The 20,360-nt window shown below is 37.8% G+C and carries 15 protein-coding genes, 3 pseudogenes and 1 riboswitch; of the genes and pseudogenes, 5 read left to right on the forward strand and 13 right to left on the reverse strand.

Annotated features, from left to right (window positions below; genetic code table 11):
• Positions 1 to 6: 6 nt before the first annotated feature.
• From NST12_RS08575 to NST12_RS08590, 4 genes and pseudogenes are all read right to left on the reverse strand, one after another.
• Positions 7 to 1,128, reverse strand: coding sequence for a transposase (locus NST12_RS08575; protein WP_341100927.1), 1,122 nt, complete (start codon positions 1,126 to 1,128; stop codon positions 7 to 9).
• A gap of 11 nt (positions 1,129 to 1,139) precedes the next feature.
• Positions 1,140 to 1,547: pseudogene (tnpA, locus tag NST12_RS08580) on the reverse strand (IS200/IS605 family transposase).
• A 283-nt stretch (positions 1,548 to 1,830) separates the two neighbouring features.
• A riboswitch (TPP riboswitch) is annotated at positions 1,831 to 1,941 on the reverse strand.
• A gap of 599 nt (positions 1,942 to 2,540) precedes the next feature.
• Positions 2,541 to 3,824: an IS110 family transposase gene (locus NST12_RS08585; protein WP_341100929.1), complete on the reverse strand. Its 1,284-nt coding sequence runs from the start codon at positions 3,822 to 3,824 to the stop codon at positions 2,541 to 2,543.
• Between the two features lie 702 nt (positions 3,825 to 4,526).
• The gene (locus NST12_RS08590; RefSeq protein ID WP_327798263.1) at positions 4,527 to 4,769 is read right to left on the reverse strand and encodes a PepSY domain-containing protein; all 243 of its coding nucleotides are present in this window, start codon (positions 4,767 to 4,769) and stop codon (positions 4,527 to 4,529) included.
• Positions 4,770 to 5,780: 1,011 nt separating this feature from the next.
• On the opposite strand from NST12_RS08590, the gene NST12_RS17105 reads away from it, so the two are divergent.
• Both NST12_RS17105 and NST12_RS17110 read left to right on the forward strand, forming a co-directional pair.
• On the forward strand, positions 5,781 to 5,858 hold the full coding sequence (locus tag NST12_RS17105) for a putative holin-like toxin (protein ID WP_412677456.1): 78 nt from the start codon (positions 5,781 to 5,783) through the stop codon (positions 5,856 to 5,858).
• A 596-nt stretch (positions 5,859 to 6,454) separates the two neighbouring features.
• Positions 6,455 to 6,547: pseudogene (locus tag NST12_RS17110) on the forward strand (hypothetical protein); the annotation flags it as partial.
• 365 nt (positions 6,548 to 6,912) lie between these two features.
• On the opposite strand, the gene NST12_RS08595 reads toward NST12_RS17110, so the two are convergent.
• Entirely contained in the window at positions 6,913 to 8,292 is a 1,380-nt protein-coding gene (locus NST12_RS08595) for an MFS transporter (RefSeq protein WP_341100932.1), read from the reverse strand.
• 149 nt (positions 8,293 to 8,441) lie between these two features.
• Here NST12_RS08595 and NST12_RS08600 point away from each other — a divergent pair, with 149 nt between their 5' ends.
• Positions 8,442 to 8,777 carry a winged helix-turn-helix transcriptional regulator gene (locus tag NST12_RS08600; RefSeq protein WP_327798261.1) on the forward strand — a complete coding sequence of 112 codons (336 nt, stop codon included), beginning with the start codon at positions 8,442 to 8,444 and terminating at the stop codon, positions 8,775 to 8,777.
• A 428-nt stretch (positions 8,778 to 9,205) separates the two neighbouring features.
• Here the strand turns inward: NST12_RS08600 and NST12_RS08605 are convergent, their stop codons facing one another.
• A complete protein-coding gene (locus tag NST12_RS08605; protein WP_327798360.1) occupies positions 9,206 to 10,123 on the reverse strand; it encodes a class I SAM-dependent methyltransferase in 918 nt (305 codons plus the stop codon).
• 99 nt (positions 10,124 to 10,222) lie between these two features.
• Positions 10,223 to 11,485: a group II intron reverse transcriptase/maturase gene (ltrA, locus tag NST12_RS08610; RefSeq protein ID WP_003354109.1), complete on the reverse strand. Its 1,263-nt coding sequence runs from the start codon at positions 11,483 to 11,485 to the stop codon at positions 10,223 to 10,225.
• A 693-nt stretch (positions 11,486 to 12,178) separates the two neighbouring features.
• Here ltrA and NST12_RS08615 point away from each other — a divergent pair.
• Positions 12,179 to 12,550, forward strand: a pseudogene (locus NST12_RS08615) (tyrosine-type recombinase/integrase); the annotation flags it as partial.
• A 115-nt stretch (positions 12,551 to 12,665) separates the two neighbouring features.
• Here the strand turns inward: NST12_RS08615 and glnA are convergent.
• The 4 genes from glnA to hflX form a co-directional block, all read right to left on the reverse strand.
• A complete protein-coding gene (gene glnA, locus NST12_RS08620) occupies positions 12,666 to 14,000 on the reverse strand; it encodes a type I glutamate--ammonia ligase (protein ID WP_003352388.1) in 1,335 nt (444 codons plus the stop codon).
• A gap of 78 nt (positions 14,001 to 14,078) precedes the next feature.
• A complete protein-coding gene (locus NST12_RS08625; protein WP_341100936.1) occupies positions 14,079 to 14,483 on the reverse strand; it encodes a MerR family transcriptional regulator in 405 nt (134 codons plus the stop codon).
• A 193-nt stretch (positions 14,484 to 14,676) separates the two neighbouring features.
• Entirely contained in the window at positions 14,677 to 15,945 is a 1,269-nt protein-coding gene (locus tag NST12_RS08630; RefSeq protein WP_341100937.1) for a methionine gamma-lyase family protein, read from the reverse strand.
• Between the two features lie 12 nt (positions 15,946 to 15,957).
• Positions 15,958 to 17,211, reverse strand: a complete 1,254-nt coding sequence (gene hflX, locus NST12_RS08635) for a GTPase HflX (RefSeq protein WP_341029623.1) — start codon at positions 17,209 to 17,211, stop codon at positions 15,958 to 15,960.
• Positions 17,212 to 17,817: 606 nt separating this feature from the next.
• On the opposite strand from hflX, the gene spoVK reads away from it, so the two are divergent.
• On the forward strand, positions 17,818 to 18,714 hold the full coding sequence (gene spoVK / locus NST12_RS08640) for a stage V sporulation protein K (RefSeq protein ID WP_445662344.1): 897 nt from the start codon (positions 17,818 to 17,820) through the stop codon (positions 18,712 to 18,714).
• A gap of 317 nt (positions 18,715 to 19,031) precedes the next feature.
• Here the strand turns inward: spoVK and hfq are convergent, their stop codons facing one another.
• Both hfq and miaA read right to left on the reverse strand, forming a co-directional pair.
• Entirely contained in the window at positions 19,032 to 19,268 is a 237-nt protein-coding gene (hfq, locus tag NST12_RS08645; RefSeq protein WP_003352393.1) for an RNA chaperone Hfq, read from the reverse strand.
• 37 nt (positions 19,269 to 19,305) lie between these two features.
• Positions 19,306 to 20,250 (reverse strand): tRNA (adenosine(37)-N6)-dimethylallyltransferase MiaA, encoded by a 945-nt coding sequence (gene miaA, locus NST12_RS08650; RefSeq protein WP_341100942.1) that lies wholly within the window; start codon positions 20,248 to 20,250, stop codon positions 19,306 to 19,308.
• Positions 20,251 to 20,360: the final 110 nt, after the last annotated feature.

Raw genomic sequence — 20,360 nt, forward strand, 5'->3', positions numbered from 1 at the left:
CTCTATTTATGATGATGCTAATGCCAACAGTCGCAATCCTTCACGCTTGATATTGATAGAAGCATTCCAATCTCTATCTGCTACAAAACCACAATCACAATGGAATATGCGCTCAGAAAGAGATAGAGACTCCTTTACTTGACCGCAACATGAACAAGTTTTGGATGATGGAAACCACTTATCTATTTTGATAAGCTTTTTCCCTTGCTCTTCTAACTTGTATTGGAGAAATTTCGTGAACATGCCCCATGCATGATCAGCAACGCTTTTGCCGAAATTGAGTGCTTGGGACATTCCCTTCATGTTGAGGTCTTCGATAACCACGCAATCATATAGTTTCGCTAATTTGTGCGATTCCTTATGTAGAAAGTCTTTTCGTTGATTCGCAATTCTTTCATGTAGCTTCGCCACTTTTAGTCGTTGCTTGTGCCAACGATTAGAACCTTTCTTTCTGCGTGATAGAACACGCTGTTCTTTCGCTAATTTTCCCAAGGCTTGGCGATAGAAACGAGGGTAATTGGCTGTCTTACCTTCTTCACTATCGACAAATAAACCGTTCATGGAAAAATCTAAGCCAACCACAGCTTGTACTTCTTTTTGTACAGGTTGATGTTCGTATTCAGTGAGAATAGAAACATAGTATTTTCCTGTTTTTGTTCGAGAAACCGTACAAGACTTGATGATATGATGTGACGGAATTTCTTGATGTTGTTTGATTTTTACAAGTTTCAGTTTCGGTAATTTGATATAACCATCCAAAAGCATAATGTTTCCGTTGACCACGTTGGTTGTGTAGGACTGTCTCGCCTTTCGGCTTTTGAACTTCGGAAATTCAGCACGACCAGAGAAGAAGTTTTGGTATGCCTTCTGCAAATTCAGTTGAGCGTTTGCCAACGCAAGGCTGTCTACTTCTTTGAGCCATGGAAATTCCTTTTTGTACTTTGCAGGAGTCGGGAATTTTTTTTGCTTTTTCAAGGCTTCTTTGTCGTCCTTGAATGGTTCATATGTTTCCATTCGTTCAGCCAACATTTTGTTGTAGACGAAACGAACGCAACCGAAGGTTTTTGTAAGAAGTCGCTCTTGTTCTTGTGTTGGGTACAGACGAAATTTATATGCTTTGTTTGCCATATCAAATCACCTCACTTCCTCCCTTGATTTTCTATATACTGCTTTATCACTTCAATGGGCGCACCACCTGTTGTAAGTAAGCAAAAGCTTCTTGACCAAAAATACTCTTTCCAAAGTTTTCTTTTCACTTGTGGATAATGCTTTTTGATAAGTCTTAGAACTTGCACTTTTATAGGCATTGATGAACTTTGATAGTTCACTATTCGGATGTGCCTTGAACAAAATATGCACATGGTCAAGATCGTGATTCCATTCGACCAAGGAAATAATGTAATGTTCACCAAGTCGAATAAACATATCTTTTGCATAGTCAGATATGGGGTCATCAATCACTGGTCTGCGATATTTTACGACTAGAACAAGATGATAATACAAAAGGAATACCCCGAATGATTATTATTATCTAATTCCGTTGATATAACAGTCTTTCATTTATATAAATACTGATTATATCGTAGTACAAAAAAGAGACAACTTTAGGCTACGCCTAACCGAAATTCATCTCCCACTTTCACTGGTGCTTCCGCACCTTCACGTTTTGAAGTAGAAGACTTCTTTCGGAGGGAAGTTAAATGGACCTGCTAGAAACACTTTTTTCCTTTTACTCATTTCTTATCACTCCTAATAAAAAAAATTAAAACCACTTCATTCAGAAGTGGTTTATGAACAAAAGCATTTAATAAATTTTATTGGTTAATGAATGCTTTACGCTTTCCACTTCCCTACGCTGGTACAAGCCAGATCAGGTTCAAAGAGTTAAAGACTTTCAGTCTTTTCTCAGCTTTTAACACAAAAGCACCCCTAGTGAATTTTTATTTTATTGTAAAAGTGTTCCATTTAAACGTAACACAAATTTATCGAATTGTCTATATGTTCAAATTTTTATCGCAGGAATGAATGTACCTCCTAAATAACATGATTGACGTATTCTAAGTCGAAACAGTAGGGTCATATTGAACACGTAAAATCAAATGTTAAGAAAATGCTGACCAGTTGATACTTTTTGAAGGTTTATTCAGCGATATTATCCCTCCCTCTATAAACTTTAATTTTCTTCAAAATTCTCGCGTTTTCTTTAAATTTCGCTAACACATAATAGCTTCTTTACCTCAAATGAGTGGATATTACTTGTATTTATTCAATATATTTACATGGTAAGGTGCATCCTATAATACAGATTTACAATATCTGTAATATCATGTATGACCGTGCAAGAAATCTCCACACTTCTCATGGTCGCTCACCCTCCCATGTATCACTGGATTATAAGATCCACACATTCCTTCGTCCTGCGTATCCATGAGGTGGAGGTTGGATATGCTCCTTTACAGGGTCTAATGCCCGAATGGTGAAAATATACTCCAACTCTGCACTATTGGTGTTTGTCAGAATAACAAGTCGTTTGAAAGCTTTTATGCAGCCTGTAATGCTTTTATTTGAGGTAATCCCTTTAATAGCTTTAATCCATCAAACTCACACTGTTTCTTACCAATGGCAAATAACACACGTAATAATTTACAACACAAGGCAATCAGAGACTGTTGTTTTTTTAACGGCCTGTCTGGCCGATTGGTATAGTAATGATGCAAGGCTTTAAATACAGGATTATGGGCAACCAATGGTCGAATGGCCAGGTATAATGCTTTTCGTAAACGTCTTCGACCCCTTTTGGTTATGCGTGTTTGCCCTTTATACTTTCCTGAACTGTGTTCTCTTAAAGAAAGCCCTGCCAGATTGACTAATTGTTGCGGATGATTGTACTTGGTTAAATCTCCTACTTCCGCAAAGAACAAAGCAATGGTAGTGTAACTAAGTCCCGGGATATTGGTCATTTGTTTCGCACCTGGTATGCTTTCAACAACACCTTCTAGTTCTTCATCTAGTTGTGCTAACTGTTTCTTGTAAAGCTCATATTGATCCAATAGACAATCCAATTCTCTTTTGGCGTACTGGATTCCGACTTCAATCCCAACGCTCTTGTTCGCTACCTCTACGAGTTTGGTTGCACGTTTTAGCCCAACCCCACGCTGTACATGCGGTTTCCATTTTTGAAGTACTTCTTCTGGTGTCAACTTTTGAATATCAGAAGGAAATGGAAACATGCGCAAGGTATGAAAGGCGGCTTTCCCTTTCCAATCTCCAAACACATCGAAAAACTCTGGGAAAAAGCGCTGAATGACGTTTTCAATCCGCCCTTCAATGATCATAAGCTGTTTGATGAGCTGATCTCGTAATTTGACGCCTTCCCTTAGTTCAGCGTATACGCCCTCTAATAGGTTCGGTACGGAGTATCGCCCATCTTTCATTAACTGTGCAATGACACGAGCATCTTTTGTATCGTTTTTTGTAGGCGAATTGTCATCAAGCTCTTTACTTTTTTTGACGTGCATGGGATTCACTAGCACTACATCATATCCTTTTGCCTTAAGAAAGTAGGCAAGATTTAGCCAATAATGACCTGTTGGCTCCATTCCAAAAATCACGTGGTCCTTATGATTTTCTTTTTGAATATGATTAACCCAATCTAATAAGGTTTGAAAGCCGTGTATACGATTTTCAAAGATCAATCTCTTGCCAAATTCTAAGCCTCGGTCATCTTGAAAACGGGCAACGTGCTTTTCTTTAGCTACATCAATACCTACAATGAGAGTTGATGGTGTAATTTGAGAGATTTTTTGATTTTGTGTATAATTCATTTTGAGTCCTCCTTGGTTTATTGAAATTCGGGGTCAACGCGCATTGACACCCTGTACTATACCAAGGGGACTTTTTTTTATCAAACCTCAAATTTCCTCATTACAGGAATGCTCCTTTTAAAAACGAGCGACAACCATTTAAACCGCTACCCTATTTCACTACCCCTTGTCTCTTCATTGCTTCTTTTTGTGCTCTGTCTTTTTTTGAACCATTCAACAGCAGCTGAAATAAAAGTAAAAACGTTAGAAAGGAAAGCCGTTTGTTTTTCCTTCGTTCCAGGAATCTTGTATAACCCAAAAACTAACCAAAAATTGATTCAACAAAACAATTGTTTATACAATGGTTTTCTTTACAGTCTCTTTTTCATTTTCACAAAAATCACTCTTTAAAAGAAACAAAAAAGACCGTCACCTTGGCAGCAACTGGTCCTATGCTTCTCGCTGAATCCTATCAACACTTTATTCTGATCTTCAATGGTTTTGCTGTTCTTATCTTTCTTTCGTTCCTTTTCCTTTCTGCTGAATTAAAGCAGCTATAAAAAATCCGTTGATCGTCCATGTAGTATGGAATATTGCATCCAATTATGGTGTTGTGTTTGCTGTGTGTTATCTTCCCATCTTGGCATAAAAGGCAACAAAGTATTTTTGACCTCATTTATTTCATATTAAAATAGCGTACCATCGTTCAAGAATGGATAATATTTAATCTTTTTCTTCTTCAATTTTTTTAATTCTTCCCGTTCTCGCGATCACCTCTACCTCAAATATTCTGTTTCGTGGTGTCCTTATAAAGATTTCATAAACTAACATTCCGTTTTCCATATCCATTTTTGCCTGAAGAATTTCTCCTGGTATTCTTTTCAGAGCGATTTGTTTTGCTTGTTGCAAAGAAATTCGTCGTCTATACAGAGGATATTGGTTAGCGTTGTAAATATTTTCATACATGGATAAAAGACATCCTCCTCAATGAATATGTTGTCATTTTACCCTATGTAATAGACAAGACAGCCGTGAAACTTTTTCGTTTTTTTTGTTTTTTACTGCTTATTGTGCAAAGTTATTGTATGGTCGAGCTCAAGTCAAAGTATGAAAAGTAATCCACAAATTCCTTCAAAGCAAAAGTAAAAATATGCCTACTTCTCAGTAGTTTTCGTATCGCAATCGTCCTATGTGCGTCGTTTTATTGCTTTATTTTCGTCATTTCTAGAAGTCGACATGAAACGATTGTTTCGGTTATATAAGGAGAGAAGCTACTTCTGGCTTATTACATTATGTATGCCATTCTTTGTATTTGTTTCAGTCTTTAATTTCATTTCAATAATTTGTCAAGTTTCCCTTATTTTCGTGCCTTCCTTTTTTACATACGAGAGGAAAGTAAGTATGAGCTTTCGCTGTTATCATTTCCTAAATCTATTGTTTCTCCATTTCTCTTTTCGTCAAATTCTTTTTCCCTTGTAATCAAGTAGATCAACAGAGTATAGTGATTCTTTTATATTTTTAATTTCTCCATATTCGACACCTGAACAACTGTGGATCTAGATTTTAAACTACTAACATCAGGAGTTATAACTCATTCAAACAATCGGTCGTAAATAACCTCGTTCATTAATAGGGCATCTACATCTGAAAATTCGGCTTCCCATGTAGTGACACAATATTTATTTCTCTCTATTTTTGGTCCTATTTCGCCACTTTTCCTAAACAAAACACGTTTCAAGCTATCCGTTTCAGGATTTTCTTAGAGAAAATGAATCATGATACTTTAAAAACATCTTTTTTACTTAAAGACACTCTTCGCACTCGCTCTTTGACAAAAGCTATTTTCCTGAACTTTAATTCTATATATTTTGCACAACAAAAAACACTTCAAATAAGAATAACAAAAGGGCATATAACTTTAATCCCCAGCGTAAATATAAAGTGAGGGTTTAAAAAAGGAGGGGGTTGTATGTTTATATGACAACCTATCAGTTTCTTAGCCTTTTAATCCAAATTGGCTTTCTTATCATTGCCATTATGGGCAATAAAAAATAAACGGTTTCGTTTTAGCAGGGTTACTCCCTGCTTTTTTTCTTTTTCAACTTTTTCCCTTTATCATATTCGTTTCATTCTTTTTTGATAATCAAAAGTTGTTCTTATTAAAGCCATCGCCATTTTAATCGCTATTCGCCGTGAACGTCGTTTCTTATTCGTGTGATTCGAACCCCCATTTTCATATTACGCAGCTTCATCGATTTGTATTCGAACTTATATTATTTTAATTTTTTTTACGTCGTCTCTTCCATCTAAAGATCGTTTCCTGCTTCTGTTTCGTTGTTTTCTCCTCGTCCCGCTTCCCATAATAAATAAATCGAATTGATGATCACATCTTTCCGGACAAACTGGACATTTTGTATCCGCCATGCAGGAAAATTTATTTATCAATATAGCGTTGAAGCCGGCCGACCGAAACTGCAAGGTCGGAATAGAGACCCCATCTTCCGGAAAGTCATTTGCAGAGAGAAGAAGTCAACGTGGATCAAGAAGTTGGAGAAAAATATTACGTTCATTCAGGAACATCCTCAAGCAAATTCTAATACCGTTGGGATTTCATTGATCACGATGATAGTCGTAAGATCCTATCCATACTTCATAATCCAACGGGGATTTTAATGTCAGAAAAACGACGCCAAGAGCTCATTCAAGTATGTGAAAAAGAACAACTTCCGATAATTGAAGACGAGCCGATGATCCCTTATCGTAGGAACTCTCGGCTTTACTCATTTGAATTTTGCTTAGCATTTGTTATCAAGCTAAATTAATTCTTTAAATAATACCAACCTAATTAACCTACTTTCTCAATACGTATATTTAAAATGAATATGATATACTTTCAAATAATACTTCTATAATCAGCGAAATATCATCTTATTTTCTTATAAGTAATTAAAGTTACCTGTATAAATACAAATTTTCACCATAATCCCCTTTTTTGAGGTGTGTTATTCAACTAATCTGCTCCCTTAGTCGATGAAGAAAATCTACATTATTGTTAAACAGTGCCCTGCATAAAAAATACCCCATCATTAAGATGAGGCTGTGAAAAAAATTAAAATGTCTTCTTTTTTAATAGCATTCCAGCTAATCCCGCTGAAATGAGATAAATAATCGCCATTAATAGGAATGAATGGCTTGCTTTTTCGTACCAATCGTTTGAATAATCAATAATAGCTCCTATTAATGCAACACCAATTAAGGATCCTATCTGGCGATTAACATTGAGCGTTGCACTCGCCATATGTCCTGCTGCCTTTCCTGTTTCCATAACAATACTAGTCATTGCAGGCACTACCAAACCAATGGCTAAATTTGCACATGTGTATAATAAGGAAATTGCCCAATAACTTATATTTGTTTCAACAGTAAAAACAAGGATAATCGTACAAATGGATGCTACAACAAGCGCTACAAACATAATCCATTCAACGGACCATCTATTGATAAATGTTGAAAATAAAATGTTACCTAATACAAAAACAGCCATCATAGGTAGTAACTGAACACCTGCCATCAATGGTGTTAGTCCTTTAGCATGTTGTAAAAACATACCAAACATAAATATCCCGCCAAATAGAGATAAGTTGATGCAAACTCCAATCACATTTGCCCCTGTAAAGAAACGGTTTTTAAATAATGAAATTGGTATAATCGAATGATGTGACTTCATTTCTTTGTATATAAAAGCACTTATCAAACATAAAGTTATACAAATGATTCCTATCATACGAGTAGATAACCAACCATATGTAGGACCTTCGATGAGTACATAAGATAAAAGTGCAATGGAAAAAACAGCTAATATATGACTTCGAAGATATAGTTCTATCATAATTTTCTCTGATTCGGAAATCATTATATATGCCATAATGAAACCAATGATACCGATTGGGATATTGATAATAAAAACACTTCTCCAACCAAATTCATTCACAAGTAAACCACCAACAAATGGACCACAACCAGATGCAATAGAAACAATTGCCGACCATAAACCAAACATTTTCGCTCTTTTCTTATCATCTGCAAACGATAATGATAAAAGGCTAAGTGAACTTGGCATAAATAAAGCAGCACCAATACCTTGAAATAGTCGTCCGATAATAAGCATTGATCCATTTAACGCCATTGCACAAAATAATGAAGATATAATAAATATACTTAAACCAAGCATATATATTGTCTTCCCGCCATAACGTTGAGCAAGGGTTCCACCCAAAAGAAGTAAACTTGCAAAGGTTACCATATAACTGTCGATTATCCATGTTGTGTAAGTCCCACCAAGATACAATGTCTTTTGTATGGTACTAACTGCTACGTTCACAATCGTAACATCTAATGTTGCCATAACGAAGCCAAGTGCTAACGTTATTAAAATCAATATATCTTTTCTCTTATGATTGCTTGTTAAGCTTGGTGTGTAATCAGCCATTATTCTATAATCTCCCCTTCGGAGACTTCATGAAGTCTGATCATAATTTAATTAGGATCCTTTTCACTATAATAAATGATCTGCTAATATAAAAGAAGTACGGTTATTAAATATAGCAACTATATTTTTTGATAGTTAGGAGAATTAAAATGAAAGATCGTATTGAATACAATAAAGATGAATGTCCTATTGAATCTATTATGGAATTAATTGGTGGAAAGTGGACGTTTCTCATATTAAGAGACTTGTTTTATGGTCCTATGAGATACAGTGAATTGCAAAAATCTTGTCATGGTATTAGCCCGCGTACATTATCACTCCGATTAAAAGAACTCGAAAGTAATGGTCTGATTTATAGAAGGGTATTATCAACTATTCCTCCCCATGTTGAATATGCACTAACAAAAAAAGGAGAAACATTGAAACCTGTTTTTGACGCAATGAGAGATTGGGGTGAACAGTGGAATATTTTAAATAAGCAGTAACAAAATTAAATTATGTTTGAAATGGAATAAGGACCAAAGCCTAACGATTGTCAAGGCACAACCAATATTATAGACTTGAATAACTTCATCTATGTTGTGGAACCTCTACTTCTAGGGTTAGTGTCCGAGTCACAAGATCGGACACCACCTAGAAGTGGGTCAATATTCCTTAGTCGTATACATTTCTACAGAAACAATAGATGTCACCTTTATGAGGCCCTTTTTTACATAATTTTATTTTTATGATATTTCAACTTAATTTTTTTCACATGTTTTCCTTCATCATCCTTAATTCGGACCTATAATGAAGCAAACATAACTGTGAAACAGGAAGCGATTTTTTTTCAAAAAAATAACCGATCAATTCTAAAGGAAATTGTTCGGTCGCTTTGCAGGTCTACCTTTTCAATTTGTATCTTTGATGTGTTTTATTTTTTTACTGCATGAAGGTAATGAATAGTTTCAAAGGCAGATAGATAATCTTTTCGATTGTGAAAATAAAGTTCATTTATTTTATCCGGTGATAAATGTTCATAAATAAGTAAACCTGATTTTTCTAACATATTCTCCATTTCATAATAAGAAAAACATGATTTCATTGGTTCCCCACTTGCTGCAGCCATTTTTACCATGTTTTCAACTCTATTAGAGATTCCTTTTTCTTCAAATAATTTTTCGTCTGCATAGTCCAAAACGATAGAACTTCCAGATGGAACTTGGGCAAATAAATGATCAATCAAGTTTGAACATTCCTCTTTAGTTAAATAATAAGATACACCTAAAAGACTAAAGAACGTTTTTTTGTTAAAGTCAAATCCTTCATCTACCAAGCTTTGATAGGAAAACTTTTTGGTAAAGTCCATAGGAACAAAATGAAGATTTCTCGGGATTTTTAAATTAGCTTTTTCTAACCTTTTCTTTTTAAATTCTTGTGTAACTGGGTGATCAATTTCAAATATTTCTAGGCGGTTTTTCAATTCTGGATGACGAAAACAAAAAGTATCTAATCCAGCTCCAAGTAGAACATATTGTTGTAATCCTAGCATAACCTCATTCAGTAAAACTTTTTCGCAATATGCAGCACGTGCCAAGGGCGTTGGAGAAAGTTGGACCTGTGTGATCCATTTTAATATTTCTTCTGTATTTCCCTTAAATTTTTGCGCTATTTCTTCGTTAAAGAACGGTATGCCTTGAACCAGTTTCTCTTTGATATCATTAAATTCTTTTTGTGAAATCAATTCTTTGGCTATATAGTCATTAAAGATTTTAGGTGTATCGTATTGACTATGATAAGCTCTGCCAAAAGCTGATATGATTGCAGTTAAACTGGGCTCATCTTTTTTCATAAAAACACACTCCTTTGTCTTTAGAATCGAGTAGGAGGGGGTGATTAACCCCCGTCCTCTCACACCACCGTACGTACGGTTCCGTATACGGCGGTTCAATCAAGATAAATGACGCAAGAATTCATAACGTTTCTGTAGACTTTTAAGCCCTTGGTTACTCCAATAGGAGTTTCCAAGGGTTCTGTGTAATATGGGACTTTTTGAGATTCGCCAATAACCTTTACGACTGTTCCCCCATTCATAAGCTTTCCATTCAGGAACTCCTAGTTTTATGAGGTTGCGTATCCTGGTCTTTGAGGTCTTCCAGTTTTTCCATAAACACATCCGGAGTCTTCGTCGAATCCAGCCATCCAAATCTTCAAAGATACTCTTTGTGTCTGCTAATGCAAAATATCCACACCATCCAAGTAGATATTGGTTAAGTTTCTTAATCCGATATTCCATTGGGTATGGTATTTTTCTTGACGTGATTTCTCGCACCTTTTTCTTCATTCGTTTTAGACTTTGCTTGGCAATCCGAACTTTTGGCTCTTTTGAAGGTGTAAAACTAAATCCTAGAAACTTTCGTTTCCATGGTCGGTCAACCGCAGATTTCTTCTCGTTGACTTTTAGACGAAGTTTTCCCTCAATAAATCGTTTGACACTAGCCATGGTTCTTTCACCAGCCCGTTTTGACTTCACGTAAATATTACAGTCATCGGCATAACGAACAAATTTATGCCCTCTTTTCTCTAATTCTTTGTCTAGTTCATCTAGTACAATATTCGAAAGTAAAGGGCTTAGGGGGCCACCTTGCGGCGTCCCTTCTTCTGTCCTAGATACCACACCATTAATCATGACACCAGCTTGTAGATATTTGCGGATTAGCTTCAATAGTGGCTTTTCTTTAATAGTCTTGGCTAATGTACTCATCAGCCTGTCATGATTCACTCGATCGAAGAACTTTTCTAAATCCATGTCTACTACCCATCTATAACCATCTCTGATATAGCCTTTTGCTTTCCTAACTGCGTCATGAGCACTTCGATTTGAACGAAACCCATAACTATGTTCGGAGAACATAGGGTCATATATCCTCGATAATACTTGGGCAATTGCTTGTTGAATCAAACGGTCTGTTACGGTTGGAATACCTAGTAACCGAACACCGCCATCAGGTTTCGGGATTTCGACTCTTCGAACAGGCATTGGTTCATAGGTACCCTTGAGAATTGCCTCTTTAATGGATATCCAGTTTTCGACTATGTGCTGACGTAGGTTTTGTACGGGCATCATATCTACTCCATGGCTACCTTTGTTCTTTTCTACTCTTTGTAAAGCTAAAAGCATATTCTCCCGTGACAGGATTTGATTCAAAAGCATTGTTATTCTTCCTTCCGTGAATAGCTTATCTTCTTATGCCAGTGGTCACTCCACCCTCCAAGAGGTCCCCCACGGGATTCACCGTTTCCTTCCTCAAGTGAGGTACTACGTTTTCTGTGTTCAACATGACACACTGAATGCAAAGGGCTATTCTCTCTTAATTGTTCAGTCCTTCCGAATTGTTCTAGACCAATTCGTACTATGACCTCTGCTGACTTCTGATGGCTCAGCTACTTATCACTAAGTAGGTTATGAAGGGTACTTCACGTATCCATCAGACCTCCCCGGGTAAGAGTGTAATCTTTCCTTCCATCCATCTGCTTCATTTACTCTGTATCACCTTCGGCAGAAAGGGCTTTGTTTTGTTGTGCAAACTCACCCAGTGATACCTAGCCTCATATGAAGTTCGTGTTCCTCAGATCGGAAGTTTGCCGCCCGCTTCCTTCAGATTCCGCGTCACCACGGACACCCTTGCGTTAAGCTAACTGCTACTTCTGCCTTCGCAGCTCGGGACTTTCACCCTATAGATTACACCCATGCCGGGCGCACACAAGTAAAAGCGTATGTTATAAACATACGCTTTTACGGAGGTGCTGTATATGGAGTTTTGACGGCTTATTATAAGTTATGCTTCTAATAAAAAGTCTGAGTAGACAAAACATATAAAATAAAAGAAAAATAACGAACTTGTGGTTAGAGAACGATCTACATTTTCACAAAAAGTACCAAAATCAAAACAAATTAGCGTTAAAAGAGGAATACAAGTATGATCTGAATTTGGTTTTGTGCAGGAATGATGGAAATTACATGCCAAAGTCTAGTCTGCATAATGCCTTTCGCAGAATTTTGAAGGCAACTGGTCTTCCATCATTACCTACAGATTCTTTACGTCAAACCCATGCTGTACTTCTTTTAGAAGCTGGAGCTGACATGAAATATGTACAAGAACGTTTAGGGCATGGAAGCATTCAGATCACTGCAAATGTTTATTCACATATCAGTAAAAAAATTGAACAGGATAGAATGAACAAATATGAGGAGTATATGAAAGATGTACTCGAATAATTTTTTAAAAATAAAACCGGGCAATTATCGGGCAATTATAAAAAGTTGGTTAAAAAATATCAAATGCCCGATATTGAAAAAACCCCTGACGCCTAAGCGCCAAGGGTTAAAGGCATTAATACATTTGCATATATTGTTCGCGTTCCCACGGATGAACTTGAGTGCGGAACATATCCCATTCGATTTCTTTTGCTTCTAAGAAGTGTTCAAGGATATGGTCACCCAATGCTTCTTTGATCACTTCATCGTTTTTCAAGTTTTGAAGTGCTTCCAACAGTGTAGCTGGGAGATCAATAATGCCAGCTTCCAAGCGTTCTTGTTTGTTCATGATATAGATGTTGCGGTCTACAGGAGCAGGCGGAGTCAATTTATTTTTGATTCCGTCCAATCCGGCACTTAATAATGCGGCCATTGCCAAATATGGGTTGGCAGACGGATCCACGCTGCGAACTTCAATGCGTGTACTTAATCCACGAGAAGCAGGAATCCGGATCAACGGACTGCGGTTTTTAGCAGACCAAGCGACATAGCATGGTGCTTCGTAACCCGGTACAAGACGTTTATAAGAGTTGACAGTTGGGTTCGTAATTGCCGTGAAATTCGTAGCATGTTTGATAACTCCGGCAATAAATTGATAAGCTGTTTCGCTCAATTCTAAACGGCCGTTTGGATCATAGAAAGCATTTTCGTCGCCTTTGAACAAAGACAAGTTGGAGTGCATTCCGGATCCATTGACACCGAATAATGGTTTCGGCATGAATGTCGCATGAAGGCCATGTTTTCTTGCGATGGTTTTAACCACAAGTTTAAAGGTTTGAATGTTGTCGCAAGCCGTAACGGCATCCGCATATTTGAAATCAATTTCGTGTTGTCCTGGTGCCACTTCATGGTGAGATGCTTCAATTTCGAATCCCATTTCTTCCAGTTCCAACACGATATCACGACGACAGTTTTCCCCAAGATCTGTCGGAGCTAAATCGAAGTAACCGCCGTTATCGTTTAATTCTAAAGTTGGTTCACGTTTTTCGTCCAGTTTAAACAGGAAGAATTCCGGTTCAGGTCCAAGGTTGAAGCTTGTAAAGCCGAGTTCGCGCATTTCTTGCAATACCCGTTTTAAGTTCGCGCGTGGATCACCTGCAAAAGGAGTTCCATCCGGGTTATAAATGTCACAGATTAAGCGGGCAACTTTCCCTTTTTCTGCTGTCCAAGGAAAAATAACCCATGTATCAAGATCCGGATAGAGGTACATATCAGATTCCTCGATCCGGACAAATCCTTCTATAGAGGAACCATCAAACATCATTTTATTGTCCAACGCTTTTGGCAGCTGGCTGATCGGAATTTCCACATTTTTAATGGTTCCCAAAATATCCGTGAATTGCAGCCGGATAAATTTTACATTTTCTTCTTTTGCCATTCTCAGAATGTCTTCTTTTGTGTATTTCCCCATTCGTCCAACTTCCTCTCTCTAAAAATTCAATTTATTTAAAGCATTAGCTTTAATAACGAATTCAGTGATCGCCTTTCTTTAATGAAAAAACCGGGAAATATCTCCTTGGCGGATCGACGAACGATTAAAGCGGCCGGCATGCAAAATTTCATTGCGCAAAAGTTCTCGCAATTCTGAATCGGAAAGTTCTTTCTTCCCGTGAACGTCCGTTTTTGCGAATGATTGATCTGTTTGTTCTTGTTTGACGGCAAATATCTTTTTGATGCCTGCCATATTTACGCCTTGATCAAGTAAATCTTTGATCTCCAGCAGCTTGTCGATGTCATTCAAAGAAAAAAGGCGATGATTTCCTTCAGTTCTTGCGGGAGAAATCAATTGGTGTTCTTCATAATATCGAATTTGACGAGCTGTTAAATCGGTCAGCTTCATCACGATTCCAATTGGAAACAACGGCATCGAACGGCGAATTTCACTACCCCCCATCGATATTCCCCCTTTCTTTTCGTTTCCTTGATTTTATTATAATTTATGTAATTTTATTTTTCAATAGATGTTATTTATTCTCACATAATTTTTTATCAAGAATTTTCTTTTTAATCAAAACGAATGATTGATCAGCCGACCGTTTTCGTCTTAATCCATGAACGACCGGCTGATATACTCCGACTATATCCTTTTAGGATGGCAACAAACCTTTTTCCAGTAAATGATCGATGGCGCTGCAAATGGCAACTTTTACATGAGAATACGTTAAGCCGCCTTGAACGTATGCAACATACGGAGGTCTTAAAGGCCCGTCTGCCGTTAATTCAATGCTGGAACCTTGGACAAATGTTCCCGCTGCCATAATCACATCGTCCTCGTATCCCGGCATATAGCTCGGATACGGAGTAGCGAAAGAATTAACGGGCGAAGCGAACTGAATGGCTTGGCAAAAAGTGATCATTTTTTCTCGGTCTTCAAATTGCACTGTTTGGATCAAATCGGTTCTATGAGAGTCCCATTTAGGGGTTGTGTTCATTCCAAATCGTTCCAGCAAAGCTGCTGTAAATACCGCTCCTTTTAAAGCTTGTCCGACAATATGCGGCGCCAAAAAGAACCCTTGATACATTTCATGAAGCGCGTTTAAAGTAGCTCCCGCTTCAGCTCCGATTCCAGGCGAAGTCATTCGATAAGAGCACGCTTCCACATAATGTTTTTTTCCGCAAAGATAGCCTCCGGTTTTCGCCAGTCCGCCCCCCGGGTTTTTGATAAGCGAACCGGCCATTAAATCCGCTCCGACATGGCATGGTTCAAGCTCTTCTACAAATTCGCCATAACAATTATCAACAAAAACAACCGCATCCGGCTTGATTTTTTTGACAAATTCGATCATTTCCCGGATCTCTTCTATAGTAAAGGACGGTCTTACATCATATCCTCTCGACCGTTGGATCGCAATCATTTTTGTGCGCTCGTTGATGGCCGCTTCCACTTTTTCGAAATCGACTTTCCCCTCTTTTGTCAAAGGGACGCAATTATAGCCAATGCCAAATTCACGCAGCGAACCGTTCCCTTTCCCTCTGATTCCGACAATTTCTTCTAATGTGTCGTACGGTTTCCCGGTAATATATAATAGTTCATCACCAGGGCGCAATATGCCGAACAGAGCGATCGTAATGGCATGCGTTCCTGATATAATCTGCGGACGAACAAGTGCTGCTTCTCCACCGAAAACATCCGCGTAAATTTTCTCCAGTGTATCTCGGCCTGAATCATCATAGCCATAACCTGTGGAGGACTGTAAATGAAAGTCCCCGACTTGATGCTTTTGAAAACTTTTCAATACTTTAAATTGATTTGTATCCACGATTTGATCGATCTTTTTATGAATTGGCTTAATTTGTTCTTCAATTTCTTCTACTATTGGTTGGATTCTTTTACCGTGTTTTAATAATTCAAACATGCTGTTCTCCCTCTACTGTTGCTGATATTTTTTTAAAATCCCGGATAACGGATGATCCTCCATCATGTATCCTTTGACTAAGTAGGAAAAAGTTTCGTCATGAAACGACAAATGATGCAGCATCGTTTCGGTCTTGATTCTTGCCAGTAATTTTCCTTCATCAGCGGGAATTTCAGCCCGAAACGGGATCATGAGGTTTTTCATCACTTGTTCAATTTTGATTTTTAAACGTGTGCGATCTTCCTCTTTTAAAGCACTGATCATGATGTGGTCATCTTTCGAAACTGGCACAAAACCCGAACATTTTTGATCGATTTTATTATAGACTAAAAGCCTTGGCAATTCATCCATGTCTAGTTGCGCCAATAGTTGATTGACTGTTTCTTCGTGTTGGAGGTAATCGGGATTGGAGCTGTCCACAACATGCAGCAGAAGATCTGCTTCCCGGACTTCTTCCAACGTTGAACGAAACGCTGCCACCAGTGTGGTGGGAAGATCTTGTATAAAACCTACCGTATCTGATAGCAATGCGGTAAATCCGCTTGGAAGTGTCATCTTTTTTGTTAAGGGGTCCAATGTCGCAAACAATTGATTTTCCTCAAGCGAACCACCAGTCGTTAACCTATTAAATAAAGTGGATTTACCAGCGTTCGTATAGCCGACTAGTGCTATTCGAAAGGTGTGATTCTTTTTACGCCGCGACCGATACCGTTCGCGATGGTGAACCACTGACTGCAATTGTTCTTTAATATCATGAATACGACGCCGAATATGCCGACGGTCGCTTTCCAATTTTGTTTCCCCCGGCCCTCTTGTACCGATTCCGCCGCCAAGTCTTGAAAGTTCAGTTCCTCGTCCGCTAAGCCGAGGTAATAAATATTCCAGCTGAGCCAGTTCAACTTGAAGCTTTCCTTCTTTTGAACGGGCTCGCCTTGCAAAAATATCCAAAATTAATTGGGTACGGTCAATAATTCGAATTCGGAGAGTGTCAGTTAAATGCCGAATTTGGCTTGGTGTTAATTCATCATTAAAAATAACGACATCAGGCTCCAATTCTTCCACTAAATGTTTGAGCTCTTCCAGCTTACCTTTGCCAATATATGTACTCGGATCAATCCGATCTCGTTTTTGCGTGATGGTACAAACTACTTCCCCTTCAGCGGTATGGGTTAAAGATGCAAGTTCTTCGAGCGAATAATAAAAGGACTCTTCATCGCCATCTAAAAGGCAGCCGACCAAAATCGCTTTTTCTTTCTGATTCGTCAATACAAAACCCTCTTTCTCTGATTACAACAAGTTTCCTCTCTAATTAAAAAGACTCTTCTATGGAAGGAACACCCTCCGTATTTCCCAGAAAATTCAGTGTACATGTCCATGCACAACGACTTATTATTGGTGGTCTTTTATTAACTACAATGATAACAAATACCATGTAAACTTCCAATCAAGAATAAAAATGGTTTCAAAAAAGTTCTCCATCATGATCAAAGGTTGATCCATATTAATTTTATTAATGAACAGCAATCATCATGAATAAGATGATAGTAAGAGGAGTATTATTTCTCGGGAAAGCGCAAATTTTGACAAGAAGCCTGACAATCCTAGAAAATGGAGCGCAAGCTGTCGAAATGGGAAACAACATGTCTTAAACTTGAAAACTGTGTTTTTGACCATCCAATCGAAATGATGCTGGTTAAAAACTCTTTTTCTTGTCACCAACAAAAGTAAACAAAAAGAACGAAGGCTGGAGATAAGAGCCTGCTAAAGGAGTTTTGCCGAATGATCCATGTTTGATATAGTGAGGTGAAAGCTTTGGATCAACCTATTCGTTTAAAAAATAATGGTCAAATAAACATCGTTTTTAATTCCAAATTGAAGCAAAAAGAATCGGAGCATCTTCATAAAGATTTATTGCCGGAATCCTTTGCTCAAGAGCATACGATCTTAAAGGAAATAGAAGAAGAAATGAATTCGCTAGTCGGTCTTGAGGAAATGAAAAAAATGATCAAAGAAATCTATGCTTGGATCTATATTAATAAAAAAAGAGAAATGTATGGCTTAAAAACAGGTAAACAGGTTCTTCACATGATGTTTAAAGGAAATCCCGGAACAGGAAAAACGACGGCTGCCAGGTTGATCGGAAAACTTTTTCATAAAATGAATGTCCTTTCAAAAGGCCATCTGATCGAAGCGGAACGAGCCGATCTGGTCGGTGAATATATCGGCCACACAGCTCAAAAAACACGCGATCTCATCAAAAAAGCAATGGGTGGAATATTATTTATCGATGAAGCTTATTCTTTAGGCAGAGGCGGGGAAAAAGATTTTGGCAAGGAAGCGATTGATACACTGGTTAAACATATGGAAGACAAACAGCATGATTTTATTTTAATATTAGCCGGCTACTCTAGAGAAATGGATTATTTTTTGACACTCAACCCCGGACTTGAATCCCGATTTCCGCTCGTTTTTCATTTTCCTGATTATACAGTCGATCAGCTGATGGAAATCAGCACAAAGATTCTTCGCGAAAAAGAATATCAGTTAAGCCAGGAAGCGGAACGGACATTAAGAGAACATTTAATTCATTTGAAAAGTGTGATCCACCCAGCCAAATTTTCAAACGGCCGCTATGTCCGGAATATTATCGAAAAATCGATACGGTCACAGGCTATGAGGCTTTTGACCGAACATCATTATGATAAAAAAGAACTCATGACGATTCGAAGCAATGATCTCATATTTCCCGCTGAAACATCCAACCGTTGATTTTCCAGCCGGAAGTTTCAATAACGATTGAATAGGGAGAAATGCACAAGGACGGAGGTTATCCGTCCTTTTTTTATCATATCGCCCTCTTTTAAAGAATCAGTCGGGTTTCATAGCAGACAAAAAAATTCCAGGAACAGCATATGAAGAGCGTATTTCTAATTGAAATGCAATAAACAGTTTAGGAACGATGGATTCATTGTTCTTAAAAAAAATAAGAAAAAATTCAAATCATAAATAATGGCTCACGTCAGGAGAAATGGTTTTTCATGTGACATGAGCCATTATAAAAAATTTATAAAACAACAGCGTTCATTTTACGATTCTTGTTCTTCTAATTGAATATGCACGTTTCTTTGGGGGGCAAAAGTGGAAATAGCATGCTTATAAACAAGCTGCTGTTTGCCATCGGATTCAAACAAAACAGTGAAATTATCAAAACCTTTCACATAGCCGCGAAGTTGAAAACCATTTAACAAAAAAACAGTGACTAAAGTTCCGTCCTTACGCAATTGGTTTAAAAATTGATCCTGAATATTGATCGCTTGTTTCATGTAAAGTCCTCCTCTTCTATCTCTAAAATTAAATATTCTATTTTAAATGTAGCTTTCCTGCTATAAATTGTGAAATTTCCTGAAATTTTTTCTCACGTTCATGCTCGTTGGTGACATCAAACCATTGCACATTCATTTTATTTCGAAACCACGTAAACTGCCGTTTTGCATAACGTCGTGAATTCTTTTTTAATTGTTCGATGGCTTCGTCAAGCGTTACTTTTCCATCCAAATAATCATAAATCTCTTTATATCCAATGGCCTGAACGGATTGACAGTTGCGAATGCCTCGCTTTCTCAGCTCCTTGACTTCTTCGATTAACCCTTGGCTGATCATCAGATCCACCCTTTGATTAATACGCTCATACAACTTACTGCGTTCCATCGTCAACCCAACAATGGCAGTATGGTAAAGTTCCTGCGAAAGTTGTTCGGATTGATGCTCAGACATCGGTTTCCCAGTCGTATAGTAAATTTCGAGAGCGCGAATAACGCGTCTCACATTATGAGGATGAATGGATTCTGCGCTTTTAGGATCCACTTCCTTCAACTGTTGATGCAAATAAAGTTCGCCTTTTTCTATTGCTGTTTGTTCCAATTCAGCTCGCAAAGACGAATCCCCCGGAACATCGGTAAATTGATAATTATAAATGACAGACTGAATATAAAGTCCGGTGCCACCCACTAAAATAGGGATTCGTCCTCTTTCCGTTATTTCAGTTATCTTCTTTCTCACAAGCTTTTGGAATTCTGCCACTGAAAAAGATTCATCCGGTTCTTTAATATCAATTAAATGATGGGGAATGCCGGCCATTTCTTCTTTAGTCACCTTTGCCGTTCCGATGTCCATCCCTTTGTATATCTGCATTGAATCTCCGCTGATGATTTCTCCTTGAAAACGATGCGCAAGGCGAATGCTTAGTGCAGTTTTCCCCACTGCAGTCGGGCCAACGAGCACAATCAGCTTTTCTTTCTCTCTCACGTTCTTCCCAGCCTTCCCCTTACTTTTCCTTTACTTTTCCCTTATCGTACCATAAAACGAAAGGATTTACACACTTTGATCATTCTAACCAATTGAAACGCCAAACATTC

It is taken from the genome of Bacillus sp. FSL W8-1127 (assembly GCF_038006725.1).
Classification (GTDB): Bacteria; Bacillota; Bacilli; order Bacillales; family DSM-4216; genus Bacillus_O; species Bacillus_O smithii.